The organism is Acinetobacter sp. F16, from assembly GCF_052712855.1.
The window spans coordinates 1-26,585 of record NZ_JBRATK010000005.1 but is presented as its reverse complement, the minus strand read 5'-3'; the positions used below and the strand labels follow the sequence as shown (position 1 = coordinate 26,585).

Genomic DNA, 26,585 nt, shown 5'->3' with positions numbered 1-26,585 from the left:
TTTTAATACAAAGGACATTTTTTCAGCAAAATGTCCTTTTTTAGGAAAACAACAATGAATAGCGCACTCAATTTTACAGGCTCTCCCTATACCTCTTTTATGCATGAAACCAGAGTAAATTTAGGCAATGGCGTTGAACTGCATGTAGAAGTGGGCGGAAATCCTGAACATCCTGCAATCATGCTGATTATGGGTTTAGGTGCGCAAATGTTGTTTTGGCCTGATTTTTTCTGTAAATCACTGATTGATCAAGGTTATCGTGTCATTCGTTTTGATAACCGCGACATTGGGCTGTCCTCAAAAATTCGTCATTCAGGACCACGACTCAACACCTTAAAACTGATGGGCCGCTTTGCTTTAGGTCTGGAAAATCAGGGTGCGCCGTATAATTTATATGATATGGCGGAAGATGCCGCACTCCTGATTGATCGTTTGGGACTAGAAAAAGTCTCTGTGATTGGTGCTTCAATGGGTGGCATGATTGCACAAATTCTGGCAGCCAAGCATCCTGAAAAAGTCAGCAATCTGGGTTTAATGTTTACCAGTAATAACCAACCGCTATTGCCACCCCCTTTTCCAAAACAGCTTTTTAGCCTGATCGGTCGACCTGAATCGACTGATGAAGACGGTATCGTAAATCATAGCGTGAAAGTTTTTAACATTATTGGTTCACCTGGATATATCAACCAAATTGAGATTATTCAGACCGCACGTAAATTATATCAACGAAGTTATTATCCAGCGGGTGTACTTCAACAATTTTTAGCAATATTATGTACCGGTTCTTTGCTACAATTGAGTAAGCAAATTCAGCAACCTACCCTTGTGGTACATGGCTCTCGTGATCGTTTACTGCCACCGAGTCATGGCAAAGCAGTTGCAAAGGCAATTACAGATGCTAAGTTTGAATTAATTGATGGAATGGGGCATGATATGCCTCCGCATTTTATTCCATATCTTAGCGGATTATTTGCTGATCACTTTAAATCGAAACATTAGGACACTATGGCTGCATTACCCTCTTTAAGACAGCTGTCATACCTCGTTACACTGTCTGAAACGCTACATTTTACTGAAGCTGCGCGCCGTTCATTTGTGACCCAATCGACTTTGTCAGGCGGAATCATGGAGTTAGAGCGTTTGTTAGGTGGAGTCCTCGTTGAACGCGACCGCCAAAATGTACGTTTAACTCCGCTTGGAGAACAGGTTGTTGCTCGAGCCCGTGTTTTATTGGCTGATGCTCAAGACTTGATGCGTTTAAGTCGCGAAATGAGCGAGCCTTTAACTGGTGATTTACATTTAGGGATCATCCCCACCATTGCTCCTTTCATTTTGTCGCAACTTTTAGATGAAGTGCATAAACAGCTGCCTAAAATTCAATTGCATCTGTATGAAGCGCAAAGTGAAAAAATTGTCGAAAAATTAGAACACGGCAATCTGGACATGATTGTTTTGGCACTGCCTTTTGATACTCGCGGTTTAAAAGTTGCTGAAATTGCCAAAGAAAATCTTTACTTGGTGCATCATAAAACCGATCAAAATGGACAAAATGCCAAAGTTCTAGATGATTTGGATTTATCACGCTTAGTGTTACTTGAAGAAGGCCATTGTTTACGCAATCATGTCTTAAGTGCATGCCCAATTGGTGAACGTAAAAATGATCATCGTTTAAAAGCAAGTTCATTACCAACACTGGTTGAAATGGTCTCTGCCGATTTAGGTTTTACCCTGCTTCCTGAAATTGCGATTCATACCAATATGATTAAGGCGAATCCAGATTTGGTGGTTAAAGCGATTGAAGCTGCACCAAGTCGCACGCTCGCTTTGGTCACGCGTAAAAGCACACCATTGCAAAGTGAATTTGATGTTTTATTGCAAATCTTGCAAAAAATCACCAAAAATCTTCATTAAAACTAAACGATGCATTAAAAGGAGCAACTGCTCCTTTTTTATTGTCCAATTCTCTTGCTGACCATGGTTTTCGCTCGAATAAAATCCGTTGTTTAATTAAAAAAACACTTTTACATTTGTTCAAATAAAAAAAAGGCTTACCACAACGGTAAACCTAGTCTGAAGTTAAAAGATAATATCTTGCACATGGATGAATTGAGATATTAAAGCTTCAAAAAGTTGAAAACCTCTTATACACCAGATTTATAAGAAGCAGGTCTATTCTAATCGGTCATCTAGACTGGTTATATCCCCAATAATAGGTATTTTATAAGCTAAAATTAAAATACAGTTCATGTACTTAAGTAAAGGCCATATAATAAAAATCATCATTAAAAAAATAGCTTAAAGACGCCATAACAGCGAGATCATCATAAAATTAAGTTTTTAATTCTTTATTATTCTATAAATACTTTAGTTTAGTTTAATTGTATAAATTCCCTAGTTCTTGGGATAGTACTTTTATGCGTTGTATAGCAAAGTAACTCAATAAAATGAAAACCAGTGTGAGCATAGACTAGTGGGTGAACTGATGTTACCTGTTCCTATCCTGTTGATCACGGATCAACCCACTTTGAATACGCTATTAGAGCGCGTTCTTATTGGCTTAGGTTATCCTGCAAAATTAATTCTTTGCACTGATCATCTCGCTGAAGCAGAACAACTACTACAGCGCCATTTACCCAACCTGATTTTGATCGATTTATCTATTGATGGCATAGCAACAATTTCATTTATTAAGCAACTTAAAAAAATCCATCCCGATGCAAATGTCATGGTGAGCTTAGCGCAACATCAAACCACTTTACTGTTTGAGGCTATTCAGGCGGGAGCACAGGGTTATATTTTTTATGAACATACTGAAACAGAAATGGTGAATAATATTAAAAGTATTCTGCGCGGTGGAGCACCTATCCATCATGTTTTGGCACAGTATATTTTGTCGCATCAAGTTGAATCCACACAAACCATATCCACCACTCAACTCAATCAGGCCCTACATTTAAGTGCCACTGAATATGAGATTTTAAATTTAGTGTCAACAGATCTTAACCCGCAGCAAGTTGCAGAACAAACTTCGACCTCTCTTTATAAAATTGAAGGTACTATTAAAAGCATTTATCAAAAAATTGCCGGCTTAAAAAGTTAGCCCTTTATATTTTTAATATTTCCATTGCATAAAAATAAAGGAGCTTAGAGGCTCCCTTATTTCTTTATTAACACTTAAATGAATTATTTAATCGCATCTAACAATACTCTTTGTGCATTATGGGCTGCTTGTCCGTCTGCCACCTGTGCACGAAGCCAGGTTCCATCCCCTTGCAACAGCCACGCTTGCTGATTGTCTTTTAAATAGGTCAGTAGGCCTTGCTGATAAATACGTTTTTTCAGTGCCGGATCTTCAACAGGAAAACACGCTTCAACACGGTTAAATAAATTACGATCCATCCAGTCCGCACTTGAACAGTAAATTCGAGCATTACCATTATTGCCAAAGTAATACACACGCGTATGTTCCAGGAAACGCCCCACAATTGAACGCACACGAATATTTTCTGAAAGCCCTGGTAAACCAGGACGCAAACAGCAAATGGAACGAATAATCAGATCAATTTTAACCCCGGCTTGCGAAGCTTCATATAACTTGTTAATCAGCTGCATTTCAGTCAATGCATTTACTTTAACAATGATTTGCGCCGGCTTGCCTGCTTTGGCATTGACAATTTCTTCATCAATAAAATTAATCAGTTGAGCATGCAAGGTAAAGGGTGCGTGCAGAAGTTTCTTCAGCTTGGCCATTTTGCCCATACCGGTCAATTCCTGGAAAATACGGTGCACGTCTTCACACAGTTCCTTGTCGGTGGTCAGCAAGCCATAATCGGTATAAATGCGGGCATTGCCTGCATGATAGTTACCGGTACCTAAATGCACATAACGCACCAGTTTGTTATTTTCACGGCGCACCACCAGAATCATTTTGGCGTGGGTTTTATAGCCCACAATACCATACACCACCACAGCACCGGCTTCCTGAAGCACATTGGCCACTTCAATATTGGATGCTTCATCGAAACGTGCGCGTAGCTCAATGACTGCAGTAACTTCTTTGCCATTTCGAGCGGCTTCTGCCAGTACCTGAACAATTTCAGAATCTGGCCCACTACGATACAAGGTTTGCTTGATGGCAAGCACTTGCGGATCACGTGCTGCTTCACGCAATAGATTGATCACGGGTGCAAAGGATTCAAACGGATGATGTAAAAGAATGTCCTGTTTCTGCATGGCAGAGAAAATATTTTCAGATTTTTTCAATACTTTAGGAATAATTGGCGTATGGGTATCATAACGTAAATGCGGACGTTTAAAATTCGATAATAACCGCGCAAGATTGACAGGACCATCGACTTTGTAAAGCTGATCTTTTTCCAGATCAAATTCTTCAAGCAAATATTCATAAATATTTTCAGGGCAATTTTGCGTCACTTCCAGGCGCACTGCACGGCCGAAACGGCGCGAATTCAACTCCCCTTTTAAGGCTTTGGCCAAATCTTCGACATCTTCATTTAAAGCCAAATCTGCATTACGCGTCACTCGGAACTGATAACAGCCGGTGGCAGTCATGCCCGGGAATAAATCTGAAACATGCTCATGAATAATGGCAGACAACATCACATGATGCTCTTTACCGTCAGTCAATTCATCCGGTAAACGCACTACACGAGGCAGTGAACGCGGTGCTGGCACAACTGCCAGATCAATTTGACGACCAAAGGCATCTTTACCTTCTAGCGTCACAATAAAGTTTAAGCTTTTATTGACCAAACGCGGAAATGGATGAGCCGGATCCAGGCTGATCGGAGTTAGTACCGGCGCCACTTGCTCCTGGAAATACTTTTTAATCCAGGCAGATTGAGCCGGTGTAAGTTCTCCACGACGTAAAAAACAGATATCTTCTTCACGCAGTTTGGGCAGAATTTCTTCATTTAAAATACGGTACTGGCGTTCAATAGCAGCATGGGCCCTTTTAGAAATAATCTCTAAAACCTGTTTTGGGGTTAAACCATCCGGACTATGACTTTCATTGCCTAAATCGAGCTGTTCCATCAGTCCCGCAAATCGGATTTCAAAAAACTCGTCCAGATTACGCGAGAAAATAAGCAGGAAATTCATGCGTTCAAGTAAAGGATGCAGTGGGTCAACCGCCTGTTCTAATACACGAAGATGAAAATCTAAAATAGAAAGTTCACGATTAATGTAGCGATCGTTATATGTATATTCTGTTTGTGTAGGAGATAAGCCTGCTGCAGTATTCATACCTAACCTTTACTTCTTCGAATGTGATTCGTATCTTGATCAGTATGCTTCAAAATTATGACAATTTCATAAAAAAAGCCCAAAAATTTGGGCTTTTTATTACACTCTTTCATTAAGGAATATTGCTATAACGCATATATTTTTGAATCATCCGTTTGCGGTATTTTAATTTTCGGTCATCACGGTGGTCTTGGTAATATTTTGGATTGGGTAAAATGGCAGCCAGGAAGGCAGCTTGTTCACGGGTCAAGCTTCTCGCACTTTTGCCAAAATAATGCTGGGTTGCGGCTTCCACGCCATAAATATTGTCACCAAATTCAACCGAGTTTAAATAAACTTCCAAAATACGTTGTTTGGTCCAGACGCGCTCCATCATCCATGTTGCCACAGCTTCTTGACCTTTACGCAGAAATGAACGCTTGTTGTATAAGAATAGATTTTTTGCCAATTGCTGTGAAATGGTTGAACCGCCTGCAACCACTTTGCCTTTGTCTTTATTACGCTCCAAGGCAAATTGCATGCCTGCCCAGTCAAAACCATGATGCTGGAGAAACTTGCCATCTTCTGCGGCAACCACAGCATGTTTGAGATAGTCACTGATTTGATCGTAGTCACGCCATTGATGTTTGATCGGTTTAGAGGGTTCGGACCAATAATCCAGACGCATCATCATGGTGGTGTCGACCGGATGGGTGCGCCACCACACCAGACTTGAAAAAATCCAAAGTTGAACCAAAAGCACCAAACTGACAAGTATTAACAAACTACGAACAATAAAAGCTTTCATGTCAGTGAGTTACTCCAAAATATCTATTTTTTCGTGCTAAGCTTATCGCTGAATATAGCAAAGATTATAAAAGAATAGCATGGTTGAACTTTCACCTCCTTCCATTCAAAGTAAACTCGAGGTTCACCTTTGGTGGCTGACTGCACTTTTTATTGCCATCAATGTCGGTTTATTTCTCTGGCAAGTGCTTACCGGGGTCAATATTACCAGCCCAAGTCTGGTCGATGCTATTCATTGGGGAGCTGATTATGCACCTTTAACCTTTTTAGAGGAACCCACCCGCCTGTTTACAAGCATGTTTTTTCATTTTGGCCTGATCCATTTAATGCTCAATATGTGGGCGCTCTATATTTTCGGCAGTGTGGCTGAACAGCTTTTTGGCCGATTCTATTATTTGGGTTTATATATTCTTGCCGGCCTGATGGGGAGTTTGCTCAGTGGCTTTATCGATATTCAAAATACCTTTCAACTGCTGCAAACTAATGACCCCAAACTTTTCCCGACGGTCAGTGCCGGTGCTTCTGGCGCAGTGATGGGCATTGGCGGTGCTTTAACCATCTTATCTTTATTGCCCATTTTACCGAAGCAGCGCTTTATTTTAGATAAAAAAACCTTGGTCATGGTGATGGGGATTAACCTGTTTATTGGCTTCACCATGCCGGGAATTAACAATGCAGCCCATATTGGCGGCATGCTGACGGGTGCGGTATTAGCGGCTATTTGGTATATGGGACAACGCATGCATAAACCCAATTTAGGCTTTATGTTAGGTTTAGGTGTGGGCGTAATAGCATGTTATGGATTTTACGATTACTGCATGCAGCAAGTGCAGCTCCTTGAACCTGTTTGGCGTCAAATCCTTGCAGCCATGCGCGCACAACTGCATTTTTAATATTAATGAATGATTTTCGGGAGATGAACCTGTTATTGATTCATCTCTCGCAAACTTTGTAAAGGCGGAATATCACAGAGATAACTTAAGCGATAGCGTCCGATCAGGGCACACATCAAAGTCATTAAAATCGGTAAAATCAGCCAAATTTCCCCATGCGCCTGAATGGTCAAATTCATTTTATAACTGGCAATCGCACTAATCACTTCTGCAAACAGACAGGAGACCACGCCTGCCATGAATCCGATAAAACCGATCTCTACACTCATCATCTGTTTTAATTTTTGTTTGGAACTGCCAAATGAACGCAGCAAAGCCACTTCACGTTTGCGTTCATCCATCAGCAAGTTCAAGCAGGCAACTAAAACCAATATGCCAGAGACACTGACCAATAGCGCAAGTATGCTAATAATTTGTACCAGCACATTCACCAGGCGTTTTACTTCATCCAGAATAAGACTGACATCAATAAAAACCGTATTGGAAAATTGCTGAATTACAGAAACCAGTTGCTTCTTATCCTGTGCGGGCACATAGAAACTGCCCAAATAACTGCCGGCATTTTCATCCATGGTTTTGGGTGCAAAAATAAAGAAAAAATTCGGACTAAAACTTTCCCATTCGACGCTACGCAAGTTAACGACTTTGGCTTGAATCAAGCCTTCAGGCAAACTAAAGGTAAGCCGATCGCCTATTTTAATGCCCAACTCTTCCGCTGTTTTTACTTCAACCGATACATCGCCGACCTGCTGCAATACTGCTGTACCCTGCACGATTTTATTGTCCGCAGGATATTCTGCCGTTTGGGTTAAATTGAGTTCACGGCGTAAAGAGTTATTGCTTTTAAGCAAGCTTTGTGCAAAAGGTTGATCATTTTTCGCCACCAATCGTCCACGGATATTGGGATAAAGTGGAGTACTGTGCCAATCCCGTTGCTCAAGCTGTGCTTTCAATAAAGGCATATCAAATGGCGGCAAACCGTAAACAAATTGATTCGGTGTGCCTTCCGGTAATTGTTGCTGCCAACGCTCAAGCAAATCTGTCCGCAATACTGCCAATACGGTAATTAAACTTAGACCGAGTGCCAAAGCGGTAATTTGAAAGGCAGTTTGATAAGGCGCACGGATATAAGCTGAAATGGACCATTTCAAGCTTTTAATCAGTTTTAAGCAGCTCCAAATCAGCATGTACAGCACAGTACACAAGATGATAATTGCACCGATCACCCAAGCGGTCAGCACAATATTTTCAGTCAGGACAATACTAAACAGTACCAGACTGGCTGTGCCCATCAGCAACATCCATAGCATTGATTGCACTGATTTTTCTTGCTGACGAATCACCCGAATAGGCGGTGTATTGAGTAACTGCCATAAACTCGGCACGATAAAACCCAGTAACACCACTGCACTGGTCAGCATCGCAATCGGCAATGGGCCCAGTAACATATCCAATGCAGAAAATTCAATTTGCAGATGTGGAATCAGTTGCAGCATCAGTTGCAACAAACCATATCCAAGTGCTACCCCTGCCAGACTGCCAATCGCCATTGCGGCAATTAATACCACGCCCAATAAAGCCAGATATGCGCTCAGAATTTGGCTTTTAGTCGCCCCGATACAACGCATCAGTGCAATACTGTCCTGATTTTGTTGCACATAACGCTGACTGGTTAAGGCAATCGCAATACCACACAGCAAAATGGTCAAAATATTGGTGAGTTGCAGGAAGGTATCTAAATTGGCAATTGGCTTCATTAAACGGGTATTGCCTTCGCTGGCATTACGCAGCTTTAGGCCGGTTTGTTCATTCTGTATTTTGCTTTGCGCAGATTTATGCAGCTGATTGAAATCTTGTTCAAACTGTCTGGTCTGTTGGGCAGACCCTACCATCAATAAACGATATTCAATCCGACTGCCAATTTGAATGGCGTTGGTTCGGGCAATATCGGCTTGGGAAATAATCACCGTAGGCGAAAAACCGGAAAAACCCAATTCCTGATTGGAATCATGTTCAATTTTAGCGCTGACTTTAAATGTCCCATCGGCAATATTGATGCTATCCCCGACGTTGGCATGCAACAAATCCATGGCACGGTTACTCAGCCAGACTTCTCCTGGCTGAATTTTCTGTGCTTTGGGTGCAACCCGAATTTCGCCGCGCAAAGGAAAAGCATCATCTATGGCTTTGACATTGACCATCACAAATTGATCATTGGTATGCGCCATCGAACTGAATGTGGTGACTTCAGATTGTTGCAGCGCTAACTGATCAGCTTTATCTTGCCACTTTTTTTCAAGTGGCTGATTGTCGCTCAGAACCAAATCCCCTGCCAGCATTTCAGCAGCCTGCAATGCCACGGCATTCTGGATCTGTTCATTGCTAAATTTCAGTGCCGTGGTCGCACTAATGGCCAGCGTCAAAGCAATAATCAGCAAGTAAACACCACTACTTTTAAAACTTTGGGTCAGCAAGGGTCGAAAGAGTGGATTCATTTCAGCCCTCACCGTTACGATGTTCAATCAAGCGACCATCTAGCAGTTCAAAATGGCGCTGACATTGTTCGGCCAATGCTGGATCATGGGTGACCAAAACCAAGGTCGTGCCAAATTCACGATTCAGCTGAAATAACAGTTGTTCAATTTCTTTGGCGGTTTGGGTGTCCAGGTTACCTGTTGGCTCATCTGCGAAAATAATTTTCGGGTCGCTAATTAAAGCACGGGCAATGGCAACACGTTGCTGTTCACCCCCAGAAAGCACTTTGGGCGTTTGTGTGGCCTGGCGTTCTAGACCGACTTTCTGAAGCAAAGCCAATGCCTTTTTTTCAGCGGATGCAAAATTAAAGTTCTTTTGTAAGCGCAGCGGTAACATGACATTTTCTAGCGCGCTTAAATGCGGCAACAGCTGGAAAGACTGGAACACAAAGCCGATATATTTTAAGCGTACCAGTGCGCGCTGTTCTTCATTCAGTTCTGTAATTGATTCGCCACAAACCACCAATTTTCCTGAACTGGCTTGATCTAATGTCGCCAGAATTCCGAGCAAGGTCGATTTTCCTGAACCCGAACGTCCGGTAATGGCCACCTGTTCACCTGCCAGAATATCCAGACTGAAATTTTCGAAAATAATAAATTCCTTTTGAGGAAGTTTTATCTTTTGTGTCAGTTGCTGTGCAGAAATTATTGCTTGTGGCATGATGGAATGGTCGCTCGTCACTTGGATCATAAAATCCCTATATGCAAAATCGCAATCTAAAAATTCGTGTATTTGCTTGCCTGGCGATGTTCAGCCTGTGTCTTGCTCCAGTCGTGGTGTCTGCTAAAACCATTATGATTCTGGGTGACAGTATTAGCGCAGGCTATGGAATGCAAGCACAGCAAGGTTGGGTGCATTTATTACAAAAACGTCTAGAGCAACAGTATCCGAAACAGCATAAAGTGGTCAATGCCAGTGTCAGTGGTGAAACCACCAGCGGTGCCTTGGCGCGCTTGCCTAAATTATTGCAAATCCATAAACCGCATATTGTCGTCATTGAGTTAGGTGGAAATGATGGTTTACGTGGCCAATCACCGCTATTGATTCAAAAGAACCTGGCTCATTTAATTCAACAAAGTCAGAAAGCCAAGGCCACTGTGCTGGTTTTCGGAATAAAAATTCCACCGAATTACGGTACGGCCTATAGCAAAGCCTTTGAAAAAAATTACCAGACTGTCAGTCAACAGTACAAGGTAAAATTGATGCCATTCTTTTTAGAAGGAATTGCAGGCAAGAAAAACCTGATGCAACCGGATTTAGTTCATCCCAATGCAAATGCACAAAGCATTTTGCTGAACAATGCCTATCCTTATATAAAAGGCGCTTTATAAAGCGCCTTTTTTACTACTCGAAGATTTATTCTATTTTAGAAATCGAAGAAAGTAACTTCACCTGTTTCAAGCGAGTACTCTGCCCCAACCACTTTCAACTTGCCTTGAGCAATCAGGTTTTCCAATACCGCAGAACCATGACGCAGCTGATTTACAGAGGCAAAAACGTTTGAACGCACTGCATGAGTCGACAGTTTTTCTAAATCATCTTTCAGTTCGGTTTGCATCAAGATTTCAACTGAAGGGCGAACACGGTTCACAATGGACATCAAGTTCGCAGATGGTGGAGCCGCAGGATTGGTTAAAGCTTCAATAGTGGAATGAATTGCGCCACAGTGCGTATGACCGAGGACAATCACCACCGGGCAGCCAAAACTTTCTGCCGCAAATTCCACACTACCGACTTGCGACGGTGCAACAATATTTCCGGCCACGCGAATAACGAATAAATCGCCCAAGCCTTGATCAAATACCATTTCAGCCGGTACTCGAGAATCTGAACAGCCTAAAACAATCGCAAATGGATCCTGACTTTCAGCCATTTCTGCACGTTGTTGATGAGTCAAAAGCTTTAAATGGGTCGTTTCACCATGGACAAAACGCTGGTTCCCTTTTTTTAAACGATCTAAAGCTTCTTCTGCTGTTAGCATGCTGGTCTTCCAATGTTTTAAGTTACAATATTTTAATGCGATGAAGTCAGAAAGTCACTTGCAAAAAATATAGCTGTTGATTTTATAACTAAGGTTACAAAATATTTTATTTAGCCCATAAAATTGATCCAGGTCACACTTTTAAACTGCGCTGCCACCTAAGTCAAAAAACTATTCAGTGACAATTATTTAATAATAATTACAATATACTACAGACATTTTTAAAAAAATAAAATGCAGTCAAAATCAGATGATTTTTATAGGATTACTTCTAAAGAATTATCGTCATGAATACATTAGGATGATGATCAATGACAACACTTCAATCGACTTTATCCCGCTTTTTACAAACAACCTGTTTGGCCCTTTCTATCAGTGTGCCTGTTTTTTCCCATGCAGCAATAAATAAAAATACTTACGTGGTTCAACCTTCACTTGAAAATTATTTAGCCAAAGAACGCAATGCCGCTGGCTTACGCAGTAAAACCATTAAAATTGATGATATTAGCTGGAGCTATAGCGAAGGCGGCTCGAGCAACAAACCTGCGGTACTGCTCATACATGGCCTGGCAGGAAATCGGGATAACTGGAATGGCGTGGCACATTTTTTAACCCCCTACTACCACGTCATTATTCCAGACCTTCCCAGCAATGGTGAAACCAAAGTTGCAGATAATTTTGACCTGTCTGTTCCCAATGTCACGGAGCGTTTACGCCGTTTCGTTGAAGCCATTGATGTCGAAGACAAACTGAATATTGCCGGTCACTCGCTGGGCGGATCGATTGCCACAGTTTATGCATCACAATATCCATTTGATACGCAAAGCCTGTTTTTGCTCAATAGCGCCGGAATCTATAAACAGGCCAATACCGCCTACAGCAAAGACCCTTATTTTCTAAAGCACCTGATTGTATCTAAACCGGGTGATCTGGACGATGTGATGGGTCAAGTCATGCAAAACCCACCGGACTTACCGATTTATTTTAAAAAAGCACAAGAAAAAATGCTGATTTCCCAGTCCGTGCAAACCCGTAAAATGATTGACCAGTTGATCACTTTAAGTCGTATTTATACACCTGAATCGTTTGCCCGAATGACGCAAACCATTGAAGCACCTACACTGATCCTGTGGGGCAAGCAAGATAAAATTATTAATGTCGAAGCTGCAAATGAATTACAATCCTTATTGAAGCGTGCAGAAACCCCGGTGATTTTAAATAATGTCGGGCACATGCCTATTTTAGAAGCAGAACAACAAGTGGCGAACCACTATTTACCTTTTCTAGCAAAAACCCAAAAGTTAAAAAACCCACTTGCTGATAAACTTATCCCATTAAATTAGCTTGCAGAGACAGTATGCCGAAACACCCGATGATTGAGCAATTAATTGAAGCTCATCTTGACTTTTTAGAGCAAGAGTTTTCACATACTGCCACTATTCAGAGCGAATTTTTAAATTTCTATCAGTGGTTTAGAAAGCAAACTTTGCAGGATATCTGGTCATTTGAGCAAATCAATGCGCTCTTGCAAAAGCAGGTTTTAGCCACGCCTGGCAGTCACTTTTTAATTGAGCAAATTAGCGAACATCTGCGCTTTGCCTTAATTCATCCTGCCAATGAAAGCACTCAGATTGCGGATGTCATTCCGGTATTAACCGTCGATAAAATTGCCCAATATGTTGCAAGTAAAAGTGGACATCGTCAACGCCTGATTAAAACCGTGGTCAATAGCCCAGCTTTTTCAGCCATGATCACGCAATTGATTCAGCATTCCATTCAGGATTATCTGGACAATTCGGTCATGGCAAAACGTGTGCCGGGTGTGTCGCGTTTTATGAAAATGGGGAAATCGGTTTTAGAGACCGTGACTGACTCAAATCTGGATGAAGCCATTGGGCATTATCTGCAAAAGAATATTTTAAAGCTCAGTCAAATGAGTGAGCATGTTTTAAATCAGCATTTTGATGATGAAAAGCTGTATCACTTTCAGGCCAATTTGTGGCATAAAATTAAAGACCTGCCTTTAACGGTTTTGAAGAACTATATCGAAGTTCAAGACTTGCCGAATACTGTCGGCTTAGGGCATGAAATTTGGGATCATCTGCGTCAAACGGAATATTTAAAACAACAAGTTCATGATGGTATCTATGCTTGGTATACCCGGAATCAGGAGCGTAGTTTTGACTTGTTACTGCGTGACTTAAATATTGATGAAGCTTTAATTCAACATGAATTGCAGCACTTGTTAGCACCGGTTATTCAAAAAATGCTTTCATCTGACTATTTACGCATGCGTGCACGCGCATATTTAGAAAAGTTCTATTATGCTGAAACCGCACAGAAGATTTTAAATATTCAATCATAAGAAAAAGCCGCTTGAAGCGGCTTTTTCTTTATTCAACATTCAACTGATTAGAAATTGGCAACAAAACTGATTCCATAACGGCGGCCATCTAAAACCTGATCACCATCTGCATCTTCTGCTTTTTCATCTAGGATATTATAAACCCCGAATTTACCTTTTAAGCTTGGGGTAAATTGATAGTTAAAGCCGACATCTAGGAATTGATACGCAGGTGTCGGATCAGACATGGTTGCACGCCCCAAATAAGAAGACGTTTCACTGCGATAATGCAAGCGTGTCCAGACATCTAAAGCATCATTGATGTTGTAGTCCACAGTGGCATTAAACATATGCTTTGGCATTTGATTTAAAGGCTGACCTTTTAAATCACCTGATTTCTGCTCGGTTTCTGTATAGGTGTAGTTGGTATTTAGATTTACCCCTTCCGCAAGCTCGGTGTCAAATGAGGCCTCCACACCTTGCATGATTGCTTCATCCACATTAATTCGTGAACTGATAAAGTTCCACAAGCGGACATTCCCCGTCGCTGCATCAATGCGACCAAATGGGTCTGCACATGTCCAGCTTGCCGAATCACTGTTATTCCCGTTTGGCGATGAGCAATCGCGTACTTCAGTAATTTTATCTTTATATTCAGTATAGAATGCGGTTAAAGATGCTTTAGACCTCTCACCCTGCCATGCAGTTCCAAGTTCATAGCTCAACGATTTTTCCGGCGTTAAATCATCATTTCCCATAATAAAGGCACTGCCTTTACCGGTCACAGAATGTACATCACTTGATGATTGTCTTAAGTCGGGTTGTTTATAACCTGTAGATACCCCACCCTTAAATGTCCAGGCATCTGTCGGGTTGTACACCCCATATAAACGGGGTGAAAAGTTACCATCATAATTTTCATCGTGATCGTAACGTAAACCCGTGGTTAAGTTAAAGGTATCGCTCATTGACCAGGTATCCTCTGCAAAAACTGCAAAGGCCCAACGGTCTAATTCAGTTACAGGCATCTCCAGATTTTGATTGGTTGCTTTATCAACCAATGACTCATTTTTAAAATACAGGCCTGAAATTAAATTGTGATGACCTAACTGCCAATTCCATTGGCTATTGGCAAGCCAGGTTTCAAGTTCAATTCCGCTTAGACCTGAAGTGCTATTTTTACGATCCGGATTTTTTGATTTTTCATATTGGATATAAGAACTGCTATTTAATACATCGCTATAGCGGCCATTATGCGTTAAACCAAAGACTTCACGATAATTTCGACCGTATGAATCTGTTCCCGAACTGAGAATGGTTTGACCCGCAGTAGATTCAGATTCCTGTTTGGTGAAATTTGCATCAAATTCCAGGTCATGATTGTCATTGATTAAATAAGTCAGTCTGGAATTTAGACTTTCTACTTCCGTACCGCGGAAGCCGCCTACATAGCTGTCTTCTTCACGCTTTTGCTTATTCACTCCAAGCTGCATGCCCAGTTTATTTTCAATCAAGGGTCCGGCTAGATAGACCGAACCATTTTTGATATCTCCAGAATGATTCGAATCCTGTAAAACAGTACCTAGTTCAGCTGTTCCCGACCATTCATCACTGACTTTTTTGGTAATAATATTGATGACACCACCCATCGCATCACTGCCATATAAAGTAGATGCAGGTCCACGAATCACTTCAATACGTTCAATGGATGCAACCGGCGGCAAGATATTTTTTTCAAATCCGCTGTCATCCCCATTCGGATTGACATCTTTAGAATATTGACGCTTACCATTGACCAAAAACAAGGTGTAACTTGAACCCATACCACGAATACTGACCGTTTGTGCAGAACCTGCGCCAGAAATCACCACCCCCGGTGTATTTCTGAGTACATCAGTAATATCATTGTATTGTCGCGCTTCTAGCTCTTCCCTGGTAATCACAGTCATGGATGCAGGAGCTTTGCTTACATCCTGTTCATAACCTGCCGCTGTAACGACTATTGTTTCTAATTTGACCGGATTGGAAACAGAAGATGTATTTTGATCAGTTGCAAATGTAACTGAAGCAAGAACAGATAAAATTGAAAGTGAGAGTGCAGATCGAACAATACGCTTGGTCATTCAAGTTTCCCCAAGTGGCAAAATAATGGATAAGTAATGCAATTTTCGTTGCACAGTGTAACAAAAGTTAAACTTAATGCAATTAATTATAAGAATCATTCTCAATAATATTTATTTTTCACGCAAAAAAATAACCTCCAATATGGAGGCTATTTTATTCAATCATTTGGGCTTATTTGAAATAAGCACCTTCAGTATTGCTGTGGTCAGTTTGGTCAACTACACGGGCCAATTCAGGAATATGTTGTTTTAAGGTTGTTTCAACGCCTTGTTTCAAGGTCAAATCAATCGATGAACAACCTTGGCAGCCACCACCGAATTTCAATACAGCAGTTAGACCATGTTCTTCATCTTCAACAATTTCAACCAAGGCACAGTTACCGCCATGACCTGCAAGACCCGGGTTAATTTCGGATTGCAATACATAGGTAATACGTTCTTCAATTGAAGCATCCGCACCTACGCGTGGCACTTTTGAGTTTGGTGCACGGAAAGTCAACTGACCACCAAAACGGTCTTTATTGTAGTCAATCACAGCATCTAGCAAATATGGGATAGATGGCGCGTCAATATAAGCCGCAAAATTTGGATAATCCTGTTTATAGTCTGTAGGAATCACTTCTTCAGGTGCACTATATGCCATACAACATTCAGCACGTGGCGTACCAGGATTTTCCACAAAAATACGCACAGCAATGCCCGGAGTGTTTTGTTTTTCAAGCAGGTCAAACAAATACTCTTGTGCCGTTGGCGTAATCAATAAATTTGGAATTTCTTCTGCAACTGCAGCGCTGATGTTCTCAGTCGACATAATCATATTTCCTCAAGCTTAAGTTAGCATTTTAACTGAAGATGCGGGGTAATAAAAAAAAATCAACTAAAATTGTCGGAATTATTATAAAAGTTCATCTTAATGCTTCATTTAATGGCATTATTAAGTATAAATATTTAAAAGTTAAACTTTCAATTTATGCTAGATCTACCTTTTAACCATACTGTTTGCCTGATCCTGATTACAGTGGCTGTTTCACTGATTGCATTTTCAAATCAGAAGGCCATGAGCCGTCTTATTTTCTGGCCTCCCGCGATGCAGCGTGGACAATATGACCGCTTTATTACCCATGGTTTCGTGCATGCCGATGGTGGACACTTAATCTTCAACATGATTACGCTATTCTTTTTTGGCAGTGTGATTGAAAGTTTTTACCGACAGTATTTTTTTGATCTTGGCTTTGTATTGTTCTACTTAGGCGGCTTAATTGTTGCCATTATTCCCAGTTATCTCAAACATAAAAATGACCATCAATGGGCCAGTCTAGGCGCTTCCGGTGCAGTTTCGGCAGTCTTGTTTGCCTATATTCTATTTGAGCCGTGGAAACTGATTTTTGTATTCTTCATTCCTGTACCGGCAATTATTTTTGCGGTTTTATATGTCGCTTACAGTATTTGGTCAGGCAAGCGTGGCAATTCCCACATCAACCATAGTGCGCATCTTTGGGGAGCTGCCTATGGTGTGGTCATGACCATCATTCTTGAACCACGGCTTATCCCCCACTTCTTCAATAAGCTGATGCAATTGCCTTTTTAAAATAAATTGTTCAGTTATGAGTATTTCAAGGCGCTGAATTTTCAGCGTCTTTTTTTTATGTTGAAAATAAAATAATTCCTATTTGTTAATGATTATCATTTTAATAAATTCAATTCTTTGTTACCCTGTTGCCAAATTTAAGCGAAGATCACTTTCAAATGAAAACTAAGGTATTATTTTTAAGCGCCATTTTGGCTTCAGCGGGATTGAATAGCTTGGCGCATAGTGCAGTTTTCAATCTGGCTACAGAAAAACAGAACATTGAACTTAAACAAACACCGAAAAAAATTGCAGTCTATGATCTCTCCATTTTAGATACGTTAAATGCCCTAAACATTCAGGCTCAAATTGTGCCAAAAACCACATTTACAGGTAGCCTAACTGAATATAATCAAGATCAGTTTGTTAAAGCAGGCAGTCTTTTTGAACCCGATTTGGCTCAGCTAAAACAGTTAAAGCCCGATTTAATTTTTGTCGGTGGTCGTTCCGCGAAAACAATGCAAAGCTTGCAACCGATTGCAGCAACAGTTGACCTTTCTCCCAAGACCGACCAATACATGAGTGATTTGAAAAATCGCACCTTAACGCTTGCAAAAGCCTTTAAGCGTGAAGCTATTGCCACTAAAAAATTAAAAGATTTAGATCAATTACAGCTAAAAGTGAAAGAGCAGACTGCCAATAAATCAGCAGTGATGCTCTTTGCAGTGGGTAATAATTACATGCCGCATGCAGCCAATGACCGTTTTGGTTTTATCCATGAGTTATCCGGTTTTAAATCTGTTCTTCCACTCACTGAAAAAACCGATACTGCTCGCCCTGAAGCAGGCTCAGCTGAAGCTTTAGCCGCACAAAAGAAAAGTGCTGAACTGTTAAAGTCTGCTGTTCAACATAATCCGGATTATGTAATTGTGCTCGATCGTGGCGCGGTGAATACCCAGAAATATGCCACCAAGGAAGGCATTAAAACCCATCCTGTTTTGGGGCAGTCTCAAGCGGTAAAACAGAACCGGATTATTTTTGTAAATGCTGATGCTTGGTATATTACTGGAGCCGGTCTGGATAATACCGCATTCATGCTGAAAGAAATTTCTGAAGGCATGTCTAAATAATATTGAAATGATAAAAAATAATACTGAAATGATGAAATTTATACATTAAGGAGCTTCGGCTCCTTTTTACTGTGCCATTTGAAAAAGATTCACACAATTTTGTCATTAAATGCTACCCATCAAATCAATTTGGCATAGATAATGTAGACATCCGTATATTAATGATCAAAAAAACGAGATTTTTTGCATGTCCACTTCATTAGATGGTCTTCAATTTCCGATTAATCCCAGCAGTAATAAACCCAGCACCTCCCAGACAGGCAAAGAAATTATTGCTGAAGCTTTATCTATTGTTGACAACAAGTCATCAATGAATGCACTTGCGGAAAAAAACTGGCGTAAGCATTATCCTGTCTATTTTAAAGCCCTGGTTGAACAAGGCATTCGCAATATCAGTAACCCGATTATCATTGCAAAACAAGGCTTACACAAGGCCCATCATAGCTTTGAATTTTATAGAAATGGTCAACGTTATTTGCTTAAAGACATCATGAAGGATATCGATACAGCCAGTTTGTATACGGTTCAGCTGAAAGGTGAAAGTGAGTCGGCACCTGAATGGTATGTGCCTTATAAAGGTCAAAAATTGCAAGGTCAGGCTTTAATCGACCAAATTCAAATCTGGCAAGATGCGGGCATTATAGAACCCAGCCATGCGGATGCTTTACGTGCTGCACACGCACATCCTGAATGGTTCGATCTTTCTGACCGCACCATGGTCTTATTTGGTGCAGGTTCGGAAGCCGGTCCACTGACCTGGCTGTCTAAATGGAAAGCCAATATTGTAGCCGTTGACTTACCCAACAGCCGCGTTTGGGACAGAATTTTAAAAACCATTCAACAAGGCAATGCAACGCTATATGCACCATGTGCAGAAAAATTGGAGGAAGGTACGCCAACTGCAACACTCAAGGAAAAATTGGGTGCGGATTTACTTACCCAAACACCTGAAATTGCCCATTGGCTGATCCAGAGTGAGCACCAGCTAGACCTAGCAGCCATTGCCTATTTAGATGGTGAAAAGCACGTCCGGGTATCTATGGCCATGGACAGCATTATGCAGTACGTCAGCGAGCAAAAGGCTGACACCAGTTTGATGTTTATGTGTACCCCAACCGATGTCTACGCCATTCCTAAAGAAGTGGTAGAAGCTTCAACGCTTAAGTTACTCCAGCGTTCAAAATCACAACGCATGATCAGTGAAAGCATTTCGATGATTTCTGCTCAGCATTTTTTCAAAAAAAACCTCGATGCATTAATCCTTTGTGAAAACGGTCATGAATATGGCATTGCAGACTGCCTGGTGGTGGAGCAAGGTCCAAACTATGCTTTGGCAAAACGGATTCAGCAATGGCGTGCAACTCTCGCGCGTCATTATGGACAACGTGTCAGTATCAATATTGCACCCTCTACCACTACCCATTCGGTGACTAAAAATCCGTTATTAAAAGCCGCGTTTAATGGGGCAAGTTTGTTTGATGTGGAATCTTTTGATCCAGAAACGACCAATGCGCTGATGGCTGCATTATGGATTTATGACTTGCGCAATCCTGAATCGGTAGCCAATCCGGAAACGCCTTTGGATCATCCATTAGAGTTGATGATGAAAGGTGCCAACCATGGCGGTCTATGGCGTGTGGCCTATTTGGCCCGTACCGCGCTGCCTTTTGCGGCACTGTATGGTTTTGCCAATGAAAAATTGCCGCTTAAAAAAATGTTCGGTTTATTTAAGAATAAGAAGTAGTTTTTATACTTTTTTTTTTGCTGAATATATTTATTATTCTGGAAAAGTTCCCTCTCCTTAAAGGAGAGGGTTAGGGAGAGGTCATTTTTTACTGTACTAAAAGGTACATGTATTAATTAAAACCTTCCACCCAACCTCCTTCCCAAAGAGAGAAGGAACTTCTCTGTTTAAAAAAGATGAGTAGTTCTGCTCATCCAGGAAGCGTTTATTTTTTTAAACCACCTATTCCTTAAAAATAAAAAAACGCTGCAATTGCAGCGTTTTTTTATTTCAGATAGAGATCTTAAACAAACTGCAAGAACAGCCAGAACAAACCACCCGATAAACAGATTGTCGCGGGTAAAGTGAATATCCATGCGGAAAGAATGGTTTTCACCGTCGCAAAGTTTAGTCCGGATTTATTGGCCACCATGGTACCTGCAACCGCACTGTTCAGAACGTGGGTAGTCGATACTGGCATACCGAAACCATCAGCCGCAGCAATGGTCGACATCGCCACAAGTTCAGCAGACATGCCCTGACCAAAGGTCATGTGGTCTTTACCAATACGTTCACCCACAGTCACCACAATACGTTTCCAGCCCACCATTGTTCCAAGGCCGAGTGCAAGTGCAACTGCCACTTTCACCCAAGTTGGAATGTATTGCAGGAATGAATCTAAATTGTCGCGGTATGCTTTTACGGTCTTGGTTTGATCGTCTGACATTGCAGGCAACTGTTCAGCTTTATCCAAACGCTTAAATGCCGTGGTACTTAAGTACATGTCATTGCGGATGATTGAAACTTCAGTTTCTGGAATTTCTTTTAAATTATCATATTGCGCTACACGATCACCCAAATGTTCCGACAGGCTGGCTAAAGCAGGCACCACTTCCGGTGACATCTCTTTAGTTTGGATATAGCGGGTCAAGACTTGACGCGCTTCGCCATCTGGAATGTCTGAATGATTGGCATAAATAGCGGTCGCTGCCTGGCTAGACAATTGATCAAATGATTGAATATGTTGATGATCCAGATTTTTATTTAAAGAATACGCTAGCGGCACAACACCAATCAGGATGAGCATAATCAAGCCCATGCCTTTTTGACCATCGTTTGATCCATGCGCAAAACTTACACCGGTACAGGTAAAAATCAGGATGGCACGAATTAAAGGCGGTGGTGGCTTATTGCCTTCAGGCGGTTGAAAAAGTTCGACCTGTTTTTTGAAAACTTTTTTCACTAAAATGAATAAGATGGCTGCGAAAGCAAAACCAATTAAAGGCGAAAACAATAAGGCTTTACCGACTTTAATCACTTGGTCCATGTCTACACCACTGGCACCATTACCCATGTGCAGGATGTAGTTCATAATGCCCACACCTAAAATCGAACCGATTAAAGTATGTGAACTTGAAGCGGGAATACCCAGAAACCAGGTACCCAAATTCCAGAGAATTGCGGCAATCAGCATGGCGAAAACCATGGCGAAACCTGCCCCAGAGCTGACATTCATAATCAGCTCTACTGGCAATAAGGCAATGATGCCGTAGGCCACTGCCCCACTTGCAACCATTACCCCAAGGAAATTACAAAAACCGGCCCACATCACAGCAACAGGTGCAGACAAGGCATTGGTATAAATGACTGTCGCTACCGCATTGGCAGTGTCATGAAAACCATTAACAAATTCAAAGCCTAAAGCAATTAACAATGCAGTCGCTAAAAGAATAACCGAATATAAACTTAATGTTGGAACATGTGCCAAATCGGCTGAAAGCTGAAAGCCAATGTACACCAAAGTAGAAATAATAACCGTAAAAAACACCGGCATAAAAAATTTCGGTGTAGGAACATGCACATTCGTCGATTTCGCTGGTGCTGATGGCACCTGATCTTGGACGGGAGGAATATTAGAATTCATGCAGACGGTTCAAGGGGATAATAAAATCCCCTTATTGTTCAATTTAATTGTGACAATTATATGACAAACAGCTGTCATATAAAGCCAAATTTTAACAATTGAGCTAATTTAAATCACTCCGCTTTATCTTGGGGAGCTGAACTGTTTTAAATCCATCATTTTAAAATATTTAAGACCCAGAATAGTTTGTGCCTCAATATTTCAAAGTACCTGGATACATGTATAAAAAATCTTTCCGATGATCCAATCACTCAACTTTTTCTTATCGATGCTGAATGCTAAGGTTTTTATATTTCAATTCGATGAAAAATTCGGCACAAATGAACTTATTTTAAGCCGTGCTTAACTAAGTCGGCTGAATATTCCTCAAAGGCGGTGTAATTCTGCTAAAATAATGCCCATTTGTATTCCATCGGATTGGGGTTATTTATGTCCACGCTTGCCACCCTGAAAGAGCTTCTCGCCAAACGCATCCTGATTATTGACGGTGCCATGGGCACCATGATTCAACGCCATAAACTAGAAGAAGCGGATTATCGTGGTGAGCGTTTTGCTGACTGGGCATCTGACCTAAAAGGCAACAATGACCTTTTAGTTCTTACTCAACCACAAATTATTCAAGGCATTCATGAAGCTTACCTGGATGCCGGTGCAGACATTATTGAAACCAACAGCTTTAACGGCACACGTGTTTCCATGTCTGACTACCACATGGAAGACCTGGTTCCGGAAATTAACCGTGAAGCCGCACGTATTGCTAAAGCGGCTTGTGAAAAATACTCAACACCCGACAAACCGCGTTTTGTTGCCGGGGTGCTTGGACCCACATCTCGTACCTGTTCAATTTCACCGAATGTAAATGATCCGGCATTTCGTAACATTACCTTTGATGAACTGAAAGATAACTATATTGAAGCAGCACATGCCTTAATTCAAGGCGGTGTAGATATTCTGCTCATTGAAACTGTATTCGATACGCTGAACTGTAAAGCGGCTATTTTTGCAGTCAAAGAAGTATTCAATCAGCTTGGTTATGAATTGCCGTTGATGATTTCCGGCACCATCACCGATGCTTCAGGTCGTACCTTAACCGGTCAAACTGCAGAAGCATTCTGGAACTCGGTTCGTCATGGCGACTTGCTATCAATCGGCTTTAACTGTGCCTTGGGTGCAGATGCGATGCGTCCGCATGTTAAAACCGTTGCAGATGTGGCCAATACCTTTATTTCAGCGCATCCAAACGCAGGCTTACCGAATGCTTTCGGTGGTTATGATGAAACCCCTGAACAAACTGCAGCATTTCTTAAAGAATTTGCAGAAAGTGGCTTGATCAATATCACGGGCGGTTGCTGTGGTACAACTCCGGATCATATCCGTGCCATCTACAATGCAGTAAAAGACATTGCGCCGCGTCAGATTCCTGAAATTAAACCAGCATGTCGCCTTTCAGGTTTAGAGCCGTTTAACATTGATGAAAATTCTCTGTTCGTCAACGTGGGTGAACGTACCAACGTGACCGGTTCTAAAAAATTCGCCCGTCTGATTCGTGAAGAAAACTATACTGAAGCTTTAGAAGTTGCCTTGGATCAAGTCCAAGGCGGTGCGCAGATTGTCGACATCAACATGGATGAAGGCATGCTGGATTCGCAAGCTGCGATGGTGAAATTCCTGAACCTGATTGCCTCTGAACCGGATATTTCACGTGTACCTTTAATGATTGACTCATCAAAATGGGAAATTATTGAAGCAGGCTTAAAATGTGTACAAGGTAAAGCGGTGGTTAACTCGATTTCCTTAAAAGAAGGTTATGACGAGTTCGTACATAAGGCACGTTTATGCCGTCAGTATGGTGCAGCGGTTATTGTGATGGCTTTTGATGAAGATGGTCAGGCCGATACGGCAGCGCGTAAACGTGAAATCTGTAAGCGTTCTTATGATGTGTTGGTCAATGACGTGGGCTTCCCTGCCGAGGACATTATTTTTGACCCGAACGTATTTGCAATTGCAACCGGTATTGAAGAACACAATAACTACGCAGTCGATTTCATTGAAGCAACCGGCTGGATTAAACAAAACCTGCCGCATGCGATGATTTCGGGTGGTGTATCCAACGTATCGTTCTCATTCCGGGGGAATGAGCCGGTTCGTGAAGCCATTCATGCAGTCTTCTTGTACCATGCCATTCAAAAAGGCATGACCATGGGGATTGTAAATGCCGGTCAGTTGGCAATCTATGATGACATCCCTGCTGAATTAAAAGCTGCGGTTGAAGATGTTGTACTGAATCAAAAACAAGGTGAAAGCGGTCAGGATGCCACTGAAAAACTGCTTGAAATTGCAGAACAATACCGTGGCAAAGGCGGTGCGCAACGTGAAGCTGAAAATCTGGAATGGCGTGAAGAGTCTGTTGAAAAACGTCTTGAATATGCACTGGTTAAAGGCATCACGGCTTATATTGATGTCGATACTGAAGAAGCACGCTTAAAAGCTGTCCGCCCTTTAGATGTGATTGAAGGTCCGCTCATGTCCGGCATGAACGTGGTCGGTGACCTGTTTGGTGCAGGTAAAATGTTCCTGCCACAAGTGGTTAAATCTGCCCGTGTAATGAAACAGGCCGTGGCTTGGTTGAACCCGTACATTGAAGCGGAAAAAACCGAAGGTCAGACCAAAGGTAAAATCCTGATGGCGACGGTTAAAGGCGACGTGCACGATATTGGTAAAAATATTGTCGGCGTGGTTCTGGGCTGTAACGGTTACGACATTGTTGACCTTGGCGTAATGGTGCCTGCAGAAAAAATCCTGCAAACCGCCATTGATGAAAAAGTCGATATTATTGGTTTGTCTGGTTTGATTACACCGTCATTAGATGAAATGGTCTTTGTCGCCAAAGAAATGCAGCGTAAAGGTTTCCATGTTCCATTGATGATTGGTGGTGCGACGACTTCTAAAGCGCATACCGCAGTAAAAATTGATCCGCAATATTCCAATGATGCGGTGATTTATGTTGCCGATGCTTCACGTGCAGTCGGAGTTGCAACTTCCCTGCTTTCACCTGAAATGAAACCTGAGTTCATTAAAGGTTACCGTGAAGAATATGCCAAAGTACGTGAGCGCATTGCAAACAAGCAACCGAAAGCGGCAAAACTGTCTTATACAGATTCAATTGCCAACGGTGTGAAAATTGACTGGGCGAACTATGTTCCACCTAAACCAAATGTACTGGGTCAGCATGTTCTGAAGAATTATCCGCTTGAAACTTTGGTGCCATATATTGACTGGACACCATTCTTTATTTCATGGAGTTTGGCGGGCAAGTTCCCTGCAATTCTGACGGATGAAGTGGTCGGTGAAGCGGCAACAGATTTGTACGAACAAGCGCAAATCATGTTGAAAGATATTGTAGAGAACAAGCGTTTTGATGCACGCGCCGTGTTTAGTCTTGCTCCTGCAAAACGTACTGGTGCAGATACTGTTTCGATTTTTGATGAAAATCAAACTGCAACGCATAAATTCGAGCATACCCGTCAGCAGTCTGACAAAGTTTCAGGTAAACCGAACTTCTCTTTAGCAGACTTTATTGCCCCTGAAGATGCGAAACTTGAAGATTACTTGGGTGGTTTCACCGTATCGATTTTTGGTGCGGAAGAAATGGCGCATGAATACAAAGCCAAAGGTGATGACTACTCTGCAATTTTGGCACAGTCTTTGGGTGACCGTTTTGCAGAAGCCTTTGCTGAGCATTTGCATGAGCGTATTCGTAAAGAGTTCTGGGGTTATCAAGCCTCTGAACAGTTGTCGAATGATGAGCTGATTAAAGAGAAGTATGTCGGGATTCGTCCTGCACCGGGTTACCCTGCCTGCCCTGAACATTCAGAAAAAGCGACCTTGTTTAGCTGGTTGGATTCGACCAATGCGATTGGTACCGAACTGACCTCTAGCTTTGCAATGTGGCCACCTTCAAGTGTAAGCGGTTTCTATTACAGCAATCCGCAATCTGAATACTTTAATGTCGGCAAGATTGCGCAGGATCAGCTAGACAGTTATGCAGAACGTAAAGGCTGGTCAATGGATGAAGCGAAGCGCTGGTTGATGCCAAACTTGGATGATTCGATTGATATTTGAGTCTTTTAAGATATAAAAAACCCCCTCTGATGAGGGGTTTTTTAATTTCTCTAAATCCATCTTTTAAAAAGAGGAACTTTGGCATGTGATTAGGGTCTGTTGACATTTCAAGTATAGAATTTACCCGATAAAGGTAGCCAAATAAATACACAAGCTAATGCAACTGCACCCTCATAGCTACACTTTAGCTTA

At 41.6% G+C, this 26,585-nt stretch carries 19 protein-coding genes and 1 pseudogene; 11 read left to right on the top strand and 9 right to left on the bottom strand.

The annotated features are described in order from the left end of the window. Positions 1 to 54 precede the first annotated feature (54 nt). The 3 genes from estB to ACU0NF_RS04355 all read left to right on the top strand — a co-directional run bounded on the left by estB (position 55) and on the right by ACU0NF_RS04355 (position 3,100). Complete coding sequence (gene estB, locus ACU0NF_RS04365; protein ID WP_445660253.1) at positions 55 to 999, top strand: esterase EstB; 945 nt, start codon at positions 55 to 57, stop codon at positions 997 to 999. A gap of 6 nt (positions 1,000 to 1,005) precedes the next feature. Next, entirely contained in the window at positions 1,006 to 1,911 is a 906-nt protein-coding gene (gene oxyR / locus ACU0NF_RS04360) for a LysR family transcriptional regulator OxyR (protein ID WP_445660252.1), read from the top strand. 559 nt (positions 1,912 to 2,470) lie between these two features. Continuing rightward, on the top strand, positions 2,471 to 3,100 hold the full coding sequence (locus ACU0NF_RS04355; RefSeq protein ID WP_445660251.1) for a response regulator: 630 nt from the start codon (positions 2,471 to 2,473) through the stop codon (positions 3,098 to 3,100). Between the two features lie 83 nt (positions 3,101 to 3,183). On the opposite strand, the gene ppk1 is transcribed toward ACU0NF_RS04355, so the two are convergent. Next, positions 3,184 to 5,265, bottom strand: a complete 2,082-nt coding sequence (gene ppk1, locus ACU0NF_RS04350) for a polyphosphate kinase 1 (protein WP_445660250.1) — start codon at positions 5,263 to 5,265, stop codon at positions 3,184 to 3,186. Positions 5,266 to 5,377: 112 nt separating this feature from the next. Then, positions 5,378 to 6,052, bottom strand: a complete 675-nt coding sequence (gene mtgA / locus ACU0NF_RS04345; RefSeq protein WP_171539434.1) for a monofunctional biosynthetic peptidoglycan transglycosylase — start codon at positions 6,050 to 6,052, stop codon at positions 5,378 to 5,380. A 79-nt stretch (positions 6,053 to 6,131) separates the two neighbouring features. On the opposite strand from mtgA, the gene ACU0NF_RS04340 reads away from it, so the two are divergent. Beyond that, positions 6,132 to 6,944 (top strand): rhomboid family intramembrane serine protease, encoded by an 813-nt coding sequence (locus tag ACU0NF_RS04340; RefSeq protein WP_445660249.1) that lies wholly within the window; start codon positions 6,132 to 6,134, stop codon positions 6,942 to 6,944. A gap of 32 nt (positions 6,945 to 6,976) precedes the next feature. Here the strand turns inward: ACU0NF_RS04340 and ACU0NF_RS04335 are convergent, their stop codons facing one another. Both ACU0NF_RS04335 and ACU0NF_RS04330 read right to left on the bottom strand, forming a co-directional pair. Continuing rightward, positions 6,977 to 9,439, bottom strand: coding sequence for an ABC transporter permease (locus tag ACU0NF_RS04335; RefSeq protein WP_445660248.1), 2,463 nt, complete (start codon positions 9,437 to 9,439; stop codon positions 6,977 to 6,979). A 1-nt stretch (position 9,440) separates the two neighbouring features. Further along, positions 9,441 to 10,169 (bottom strand): ABC transporter ATP-binding protein, encoded by a 729-nt coding sequence (locus tag ACU0NF_RS04330; RefSeq protein ID WP_445660247.1) that lies wholly within the window; start codon positions 10,167 to 10,169, stop codon positions 9,441 to 9,443. 56 nt (positions 10,170 to 10,225) lie between these two features. On the opposite strand from ACU0NF_RS04330, the gene ACU0NF_RS04325 reads away from it, so the two are divergent. Next, positions 10,226 to 10,810, top strand: a complete 585-nt coding sequence (locus ACU0NF_RS04325) for an arylesterase (RefSeq protein ID WP_445660330.1) — start codon at positions 10,226 to 10,228, stop codon at positions 10,808 to 10,810. 35 nt (positions 10,811 to 10,845) lie between these two features. Here the strand turns inward: ACU0NF_RS04325 and ACU0NF_RS04320 are convergent, their stop codons facing one another. Then, entirely contained in the window at positions 10,846 to 11,460 is a 615-nt protein-coding gene (locus tag ACU0NF_RS04320; RefSeq protein ID WP_131384333.1) for a carbonic anhydrase, read from the bottom strand. Positions 11,461 to 11,771: 311 nt separating this feature from the next. Here ACU0NF_RS04320 and ACU0NF_RS04315 point away from each other — a divergent pair, with 311 nt between their 5' ends. Both ACU0NF_RS04315 and ACU0NF_RS04310 read left to right on the top strand, forming a co-directional pair. Continuing rightward, complete coding sequence (locus ACU0NF_RS04315; protein ID WP_445660246.1) at positions 11,772 to 12,803, top strand: alpha/beta fold hydrolase; 1,032 nt, start codon at positions 11,772 to 11,774, stop codon at positions 12,801 to 12,803. Between the two features lie 14 nt (positions 12,804 to 12,817). Next, a complete protein-coding gene (locus ACU0NF_RS04310) occupies positions 12,818 to 13,825 on the top strand; it encodes a hypothetical protein (protein ID WP_445660245.1) in 1,008 nt (335 codons plus the stop codon). Positions 13,826 to 13,872: 47 nt separating this feature from the next. Here ACU0NF_RS04310 and ACU0NF_RS04305 read toward each other — a convergent pair whose 3' ends face one another. Continuing rightward, on the bottom strand, positions 13,873 to 15,927 hold the full coding sequence (locus ACU0NF_RS04305; protein ID WP_445660244.1) for a TonB-dependent receptor domain-containing protein: 2,055 nt from the start codon (positions 15,925 to 15,927) through the stop codon (positions 13,873 to 13,875). Between the two features lie 172 nt (positions 15,928 to 16,099). Then, on the bottom strand, positions 16,100 to 16,738 hold the full coding sequence (nfuA, locus tag ACU0NF_RS04300) for a Fe-S biogenesis protein NfuA (RefSeq protein WP_131384325.1): 639 nt from the start codon (positions 16,736 to 16,738) through the stop codon (positions 16,100 to 16,102). A gap of 159 nt (positions 16,739 to 16,897) precedes the next feature. Here nfuA and ACU0NF_RS04295 point away from each other — a divergent pair, with 159 nt between their 5' ends. The 3 genes from ACU0NF_RS04295 to ACU0NF_RS04285 all read left to right on the top strand — a co-directional run bounded on the left by ACU0NF_RS04295 (position 16,898) and on the right by ACU0NF_RS04285 (position 20,368). Beyond that, a complete protein-coding gene (locus ACU0NF_RS04295; protein WP_171536620.1) occupies positions 16,898 to 17,515 on the top strand; it encodes a rhomboid family intramembrane serine protease in 618 nt (205 codons plus the stop codon). Between the two features lie 158 nt (positions 17,516 to 17,673). Beyond that, positions 17,674 to 18,624: an ABC transporter substrate-binding protein gene (locus tag ACU0NF_RS04290; RefSeq protein ID WP_445660243.1), complete on the top strand. Its 951-nt coding sequence runs from the start codon at positions 17,674 to 17,676 to the stop codon at positions 18,622 to 18,624. Between the two features lie 187 nt (positions 18,625 to 18,811). Next, positions 18,812 to 20,368: a hypothetical protein gene (locus tag ACU0NF_RS04285; protein WP_445660242.1), complete on the top strand. Its 1,557-nt coding sequence runs from the start codon at positions 18,812 to 18,814 to the stop codon at positions 20,366 to 20,368. 283 nt (positions 20,369 to 20,651) lie between these two features. On the opposite strand, the gene ACU0NF_RS04280 is transcribed toward ACU0NF_RS04285, so the two are convergent. Continuing rightward, positions 20,652 to 22,271 carry an inorganic phosphate transporter gene (locus tag ACU0NF_RS04280; RefSeq protein ID WP_445660241.1) on the bottom strand — a complete coding sequence of 540 codons (1,620 nt, stop codon included), beginning with the start codon at positions 22,269 to 22,271 and terminating at the stop codon, positions 20,652 to 20,654. Positions 22,272 to 22,700: 429 nt separating this feature from the next. Here ACU0NF_RS04280 and metH point away from each other — a divergent pair, with 429 nt between their 5' ends. Next, on the top strand, positions 22,701 to 26,393 hold the full coding sequence (metH, locus tag ACU0NF_RS04275; RefSeq protein WP_445660240.1) for a methionine synthase: 3,693 nt from the start codon (positions 22,701 to 22,703) through the stop codon (positions 26,391 to 26,393). Between the two features lie 107 nt (positions 26,394 to 26,500). Here metH and ACU0NF_RS04270 read toward each other — a convergent pair. Continuing rightward, positions 26,501 to 26,585: pseudogene (locus ACU0NF_RS04270) on the bottom strand (IS5/IS1182 family transposase); the annotation flags it as partial.